This window comes from Thiocapsa sp., assembly GCF_022340925.1.
Taxonomy (GTDB): Bacteria; Pseudomonadota; Gammaproteobacteria; order Chromatiales; family Chromatiaceae; genus Thiocapsa.
The window spans coordinates 1-4,776 of record NZ_JAJDNA010000002.1; the positions used below are offsets into that span (position 1 = coordinate 1).

Here is a 4,776-nt window from a genome sequence, read left to right on the forward strand (position 1 = left end):
TGACTTGAGCGATCGTCGCGAGCCGAGTGGGAGAGCGAGGACAGATTCGACCGATTGCGAGGCGCATAGTGGGTCTACGTAACGAGAAATCGGTCGGATATGGACCGCTGTCCCGCCGGCGCAGTAGATCAGTCTCAAGTCAGACAGGCTCCTAGATGCAGGGCAGAGGCTGTCCATGCCCGCATGCGACGCGTCGGGCCTCGTTCTTCGCACCGGCCTGACACGACAGTGTTGCCCGATCGAGGCATCGCCCGATCGGGCGATGCCTCGATCACCCAGTTGGGCTATTGTTTGATCAACTGCGCTCTTGCTTACTATGCGTTGACGATACCGGTTGCAGTTGAGTCAGCTCCGCGTGCGCGGCCTCGCTTCATCGGATTCTTCATCCTTCGATCGAGCCTGGATTGGGTCGGGAGACAGGCGTGTTGCCGATTGGCTCGCCACCCGATACGGATTCTTTCGTGCCGCGCGGACATGATGCGGTTCGCGAGACAAGGGAGGGATTTGGCATGGTTGACCGAGTCGACGTCGCCGTCATCGGCGCCGGTCATGCGGGACTGAACGCCATCAAGGAGATCCGCAAGGTCACGGATGACTATGTCTTGATCAACGGTGGCGGTCTCGGCACCACCTGTGCTCGGGTCGGCTGCATGCCTTCGAAGGTGGCCGTCCATCTCGCAGAGGTCTACCAGACCCGGAAGCAGTTCCAGCGCTACGGCATCGACGGGGCAGATGCACTCAGGATTGACCAAGGGACGGCCTTGGAGCATGTCCGGGATCTTCGCGATACCTTTGTCGACCTGGTCCTGGCCAACACCACGGACGAGATGGGCGATGAGCTGATCGAAGGTTTCGCGCGGTTCATCGACGCCGAAACCGTCCAGGTGGGCGAGCGGGTCATCCGTGCCGACGCCTTCGTGATCGCGAGCGGGGCCTCGACTGTCGTTCCCTCGGGCTGGGAAGAGCGGCTCGGGGACCGGATCCTGACTGTCGAGAGCCTCTTCGAGCAAGACCGGTTGCCGGAGTCCGTGGCCGTCCTCGGGCTCGGCCCCATCGGCATCGAGATCGGGCAGGCGCTGCACCGTTTGGGCGTGTGCGTTGTCGGGATCGAAGCGGGCGAGAAGCTTGCCAGGCTGCAGGATCCGGTCGTCAGCCAGGCGGCCGTCGACATCCTGAGGCGGGAGTTTCCGGTCTGGCTTGGGCAGCCGGCGGAGGTCGAGCCAAGCGGAGACCGGGTCCGCGTGCGTGCGGGCGATCAGGAGATGTGCGTCGAGAAGCTGTTCGTCGCCATGGGGCGGCGCCCGAATCTGGCCGGGCTCGGACTCGAGCGCGTCGGCTGCCAGCTCGACCCGAAGGGGGTGCCGCTGCACGATCCGCAGACACTCCGGGTCGGGCCTTTCCCCATCTACCTTGCGGGCGATGCCACCGGCGGCATGGCGAACCTCCAGACCGCCGCGGAACAGGGCCGAATCGCCGGTTTCAACGCCTGTCACGGCGCGCCGCTGCGGTTCGATCCAAAGACGCCGATGAGCATCATCTTCAGCGATCCCAACATCGCGGTTGTCGGCACGCCCTTCTCCGCGCTCGATCAGGCTGCGGTGGTCGTCGGCCAGCAGCGCTTCGGTCCGGTCGGCCGCGCCTTGATCATGGGTCAGAATCGGGGGTTGATGCGGCTTTACGCGGATCGCCGAACCGGACTGGTGCTCGGTGGGGCCATGGTGGGGCCGCGTTGTGAGCATCTGGCGCACCTGCTGGCATGGGGCATCCAGTGTCGCCTCTCCGTCCGGGAGATGCTCAAGATGCCCTTCTACCACCCGGTGATCGAGGAGGCTTTACAGGATTGCCTGCACGAGCTGGACAGACGCCTCGATGCTCCCGCACGGATGATCTCCAGGCCGAGCAGCGCCGTCGCATAGGGAGCTGTTGGTTTGTTTGCCATCCGGGCCAAAAAACAGGCGGAGCCGGAAAACGCAGCGTCCCGGCTCCTTCATGTTCAAGCGCTTGTGCGCTTGAGCACGGCCCGGCTTCCTGCCCCGGACGGGAAGCGCTGAATACGTCGCGCTGCCTTGGGAAGAGGCCTGCCGATTCAGGCCGCCCCGCCCGGAACCACTACTACTCCGCATGACACCGCCTATACGGATCCAGTTGACCGGCGAGAACGGTCCTCAGGTTGTCGAGCTCGAGACTCAGCCCCCCCGCCTCGCTATCCAAGGTGCGGTCCATTGAGCGGCGTGCGGAATCCGACAGCGACCAGCCGAGGGGCGGCTCCACCAGCGGGCGGTTGATGGCCTCTCGCTGCGCTGAGCTCAACTCGGCGCCGGCCGACGTCGCCCGAGCCTTTGCCAGGGCCTTGTCCAAGTCCGCCTGAGCCACGGCGGCGAGTGAGATCTCGATGACTGCGCCCTCGAGCTCTTGCTCGACCCGCCATGCCGCATGCCCTTCGACCTGTCTCGCGGCGTCGACCTCGGCGAGACGTCCGCGGGCCTCGCGGGCGTGCAGCAGAGCGCGCACCGGCGAGGCAACCTCGCTCAGGAAGTCACCGGCAGCCGGCCCGAGCGGATTGCTGGACTGAGTCAGGATGGGTCTGGGGCGGTCCTGGCAGACCGGCGGTGCCGTCGGGTCGTTACGGATCAGGATCAGGATCGGGAAGACCCGCGTCTGGTCGATGAGATCGAGCAGGTTGGTCAGGGTGGCGGCGCCTGAGTTTTCGAAGTAGCCGCCGTCGACCAGGCGCGCCTTCTGGATGCCTTCAAGGCCGGGACCTCGGAGGCTTCCGGCCGGACTCACATAGGTGAAACGTGCGCTTGCGCCGGCCGCGGCCGAGAGGAGCGCGCCCCGGGTGGAGAAACCCGGAGCCAAGAGATCGACCGTGTCGGTCATGCCCGTGAGATCAATGTTGGAGATGACGGCGCGTCGACCCGAGTCCACGATGGTGGTGTTCAGCAGCAGGCTTGGCAGTCGGGTCGTGAATCCGCCCGCGTAGAGTGCGGTGAAGGGACGGCTGAGCGGACTCTCCCCGTCGCCGAGCGCGCGCTCGAAGGCGAGCTCGAGGAAGCGCTGGCGGTCGGCCGCCGCCGCCGGGACGGGGACGAAGCGTTGGATCAGGTCGGGGAACAGGAGTCCGGCGACCACCGGGGAGAGGAAGTCGCCACTGAGGACCTCGCGAACGCGCTCGAGCGTCGCCGGATCTGGCGGCGCACCCGGCTCCAGCTGCATGCGCCTGATCGCCGCGTAGACGGCGGCCCCCACGCTGCCGCCCGAGACGCCGCTGATCGCGAACAGGTTGTCGCTGAAGCCGGGGATGGACTCCATGACCGCGAGGGTCGAGGCGGTCCAATAGGCGGCACGGATGCCGCCTCCGGCGGCGGCGACCAGGATCAGCGGCTCGCGCCCGCCGATCGCGACGGGTGCCGGGTTGGCCTGACGCCAGGTCTGATAGTGGACAGCGGCGGGCAGACGCTCCAGGGCCGGGGCCTGCTGTTCTGTCCTGATCCAGTGGTTGTCGTTGAAGAACCCACACGCGACCGCGACCGCCAGCGCGAGCGCGGTCCCGGCCGGCTGCCCATTCGCCAGCATGGCATAGGTCAGGATCAGTCCGCCGAAGAGGGCGATGCCGGCGAATCCCAGGAGCATGATCGCCGGCGTGCCGAGGGCCTGGGGAGCATGGACGGGCCAGACCAGGAAGGCGGCGACGAGGGTGATCGAGACGACGAAGGCGGCCGAGATGAGCGTCCAGTCGATCCGGTTGAGCCCCTGCTCGTCGGCGACCTCCAGCCCCACCCTGGATCCGCCGAGGAAGCGGTCCCGGCGCGTCGCGAGAAACCACATGAGGGCGGCGGCGAGCAGCAGGAACAGGACGCCGAGGACCCACGCGGCGACCCGGGCATCGGTGTCGACCCGGAAAAAGCCGATCCCGATCGAGAAGGGCACGAGGAAGCAAAAGACCCTGGGCCACCACTCGCGTCCGAATGCAGAGGCCTTGCGGCTGAACGTCTGGCCGCGGAAATCCCTGTCCAGGAGCCGGCGTGCCGTGTACCAGAGGACCACGCCGAGCAGGAAGGCGCCGAGGAGGAAGAGCAGATTCCAAAGCGCGAGGCCACGCTCCGCGGACAGTCGCAGGAGGTCCCGTCCCTGGTCGTTGAACAGAAAGAGGATGACCACGCCGGCGGCGGAGACGCTGGCGTAGGCGCACAGCCAGAGGACCCGGACGATCGAGTTCCAGAAATAGCTCCAGAGGCGCAGCAGGAAGTGGCGGGGAAGATCCGCGGCCGGCTCGGGCGGGGAGAGGCGTTCGGGCATGATGAACCTCCTTCTGGTGTCAAGAGTTGCCCGCCATCGGTGCGCGGCCGGGCGGCGGTCGTTGTGCCTTCGAAACGGCATCCCTCGTGACAAGCATAGAAAACCATGCCGGGTTTGATTGATCTCCAGGGACGGCGGTGCGGGGCAAAGACATCCCCGTGGCTCGGCGAGAGACGTTCGATCGGGGACCTATGCCGTCCTGCTCGAGCCGACGCGGGCGGGCCCCTGAGTGCGAACTAGAATGGTAGGTAGGGTCATCCTAGAAACGGCAGTTGGACGGCCCTCGGGGTGCGTCCCGCGCGGTGTCCGGCAAGGCACAACGAGGCGGAATAGTCGACCTATTCCAACGAGTTGTAACGCCGCCGGGCGCCGCGCGGGGCGTGCACCGGGGGTCGTAGCGGGCTTCACCCGGAAGGTGAATTGGCACGCAGTGCGAAATGCTGGGCAACCCAATCAGTTGCATGACTTACAAAGCGG

General features: G+C 66.4%; 2 protein-coding genes. One reads left to right on the forward strand and one right to left on the reverse strand.

Going from position 1 to position 4,776, the window contains the following annotated elements; translation table 11 throughout:
• Window positions 1-509: 509 nt before the first annotated feature.
• Window positions 510-1,916: a dihydrolipoyl dehydrogenase gene (locus tag LJE61_RS00105; RefSeq protein WP_296910165.1), complete on the forward strand. Its 1,407-nt coding sequence runs from the start codon at window positions 510-512 to the stop codon at window positions 1,914-1,916.
• 196 nt (window positions 1,917-2,112) lie between these two features.
• Here the strand turns inward: LJE61_RS00105 and LJE61_RS00110 are convergent, their stop codons facing one another.
• On the reverse strand, window positions 2,113-4,299 hold the full coding sequence (locus LJE61_RS00110; protein WP_296917023.1) for a hypothetical protein: 2,187 nt from the start codon (window positions 4,297-4,299) through the stop codon (window positions 2,113-2,115).
• Window positions 4,300-4,776: the final 477 nt, after the last annotated feature.